The sequence below is a fragment of the Oleiphilus sp. HI0061 genome, assembly GCF_001635675.1.
The window spans coordinates 1-2,210 of sequence record NZ_LWFE01001199.1; the positions used below are offsets into that span (position 1 = coordinate 1).

Here is a 2,210-nt window from a genome sequence, read left to right on the forward strand (position 1 = left end):
TTGGCCTCAGATGAGCGGCTAGAGGAGATGGCTTCCGGTGGTGCAGGTGCGCTAGGGCGTGGTGGAATGGCGACCAAGGTGCGAGCAGCCCGTTTGGCGGCGCGTTCCGGTGCTTATAGTGTGATTGTTGGTGGCAAGATAGAAAGTATTTTGTTGCGCTTAAGAGCGGCAGAGGATTTGGGTACTATGATGCTGCCTTCAACCTCAAGACAAGTTGCGCGTAAGCAATGGTTGGCAGGGCATCTCCAGACAGCAGGTAATTTGGTGCTTGATGATGGGGCTGTGGCAGTGCTAGAGCGTGGTGGTAAAAGTTTACTGTCTGTCGGGGTTGTTTCGGCAAGTGGTCGTTTCAAGCGTGGTGATATGGTCTCGTGCAAAGATAGTTCTGGCAGGGAATTTGCGCGAGGCTTAGTAAATTATGATGCGCCAGATGCGAAGAGGATTCTAGGTAAGTCGAGTGACGAAATCTTATCGATTCTAGGCTTTTGCCATGAAGCTGAGCTTATTCATCGTGATAATCTTGTGTTGCTTTGAGATGCTAAACTTCAGGCATAAAAAACCGGCGTTTGCCGGTTTTTTTATGCCTGAGAGCGAAGCTTAAGCTTTAAGGGCTTTAACTTGTGCGTTCAGGTTGCTCTTGATGCGAGCGGCGCGGTTTTTAGGGAAGATACCCTTGTTTACCATGCCGTCGATAATTGGCTGAGCAGTTAGGAAAGCTGCTTGTGCGTTATCGTAGTTTCCGCCAGCAATTTCAGCGTCTACTTTTTTGATGTAAGTTCTAACCATTGAACGTTGGCTAGCATTGTGTTGGCGGCGTTTCTCTTGCTGACGCGCGCGCTTTTTTGAAGATGGGGAGTTGGCCACCGTGTTGCTCCTAAATTTCGCGGATTACTAAAAAATTAACTGGGAGCGCTTACACTTGATGTTGCTGAAAAGTGCTCGATCCCAGTTCATATAAAAATGACGCGAGACTATGCCGTTTTATTAGTCCTTTGTCAATAGTCTATGCTTAGACTTACTTGCTTTACTTAAGCGACCATTTTATTCAGCAGGTTTTCACATACCTTCTGGTTCATATACTTGGGCACTGGGTAGTTAAGATGTGCTTCTTCAAGAGCTGATTTGGCAATCTTTGGGATGTCCTCGGTCTTAAGGTCGCCAAGTTGCTCAGGGATGTCAAAGCTTTTGAGCATTTCACGAATTCGCTGAATAAACTTATCGGCAAGTTCCCTGTTGCTTTCTTTACCTTCTTTTAGCCCGCTTACTTCCGCGAGCTTGGCAAGACGTTCTGTAATTTCATCTTTTGAATAATCCAGAACATGCGGTAGGACAATCGAGTTGGCCAAACCGTGTGGTGTAGAGTAATACGCACCAAAGTTGTGGGCGATGGCGTGAACATAGCCTACGCTCGCTTTGGTGAAAGCCAGGCCGGCATAGTAAGACGCCATAGCCATATTTTGTCGAGCTTCCAGGTTGCTGCCATCTTTCACTGCTGTTTCAAGATTTTCCATGATTAGACGTGTAGCAGCTGTTCCGTAAGCGTCGGTCTCATCGGTAGCATTAACTGAAATGTAAGACTCAATCGCATGAGTCAGTGCGTCCATTCCGGTTGCAGCCGTCACTGCAGCAGGTAGGCCTAGCATCATTGCGCCGTCTAAAGCGGCCATCATGGGTACCAGTTTAGGGTCAATGATAGGTGTCTTTTGATGGGTTTCAGGGTCTGATACGACAGACACGATGGTTACTTCTGAGCCAGTGCCTGCAGTTGTCGGGATGGCGAATAGTGGCAAAGGTGCTTTACGTAACTTGAATAAGCCGGCCATCTTCTCTAATGGCTTGTCATTTGTTGCGCGTGCTGCGATAGCCTTGCTTGCATCAATCGGTGAGCCACCGCCTACGGCAAGAATTGCTTCGCAGTTGTTGTTTCTTAATAAGTCTAGACCTGCTTGTACCTGATCATAGGTTGGGTCAGGAAGAATGCCGTCGTAGATTACGTATTTGATGTCAAGTTCTTCCAAGCGAGCTTTGATTTTGTCGATTAGTCCGATGCTGACGAGTACTTCATCGGTCGCAATCATTAGCTTTTTAATGCCTAGTTGGCCAATAGCATCGCATAATTCCAGTGAGGAGTCTGCACCAGTGAAAAGCGTTGGCTTTGGCATCGGAACGACTGCTGCAGCGACCTTTAGTGCTTTTGCTAGACCTTTGTA

At 47.5% G+C, this 2,210-nt stretch carries 3 protein-coding genes; 1 reads left to right on the forward strand and 2 read right to left on the reverse strand.

What is annotated here, in order from left to right; all coding sequences use genetic code 11:
• On the forward strand, window positions 1-534 hold a 534-nt coding region (locus A3735_RS18555), incomplete at its 5' end, for a PUA domain-containing protein (protein ID WP_369820540.1).
• 63 nt (window positions 535-597) lie between these two features.
• Here A3735_RS18555 and rpsT read toward each other — a convergent pair.
• Complete coding sequence (gene rpsT / locus A3735_RS18560; RefSeq protein ID WP_068511686.1) at window positions 598-864, reverse strand: 30S ribosomal protein S20; 267 nt, start codon at window positions 862-864, stop codon at window positions 598-600.
• 164 nt (window positions 865-1,028) lie between these two features.
• On the reverse strand, window positions 1,029-2,210 hold a 1,182-nt coding region (locus tag A3735_RS18565), incomplete at its 5' end, for an iron-containing alcohol dehydrogenase (RefSeq protein ID WP_068638447.1).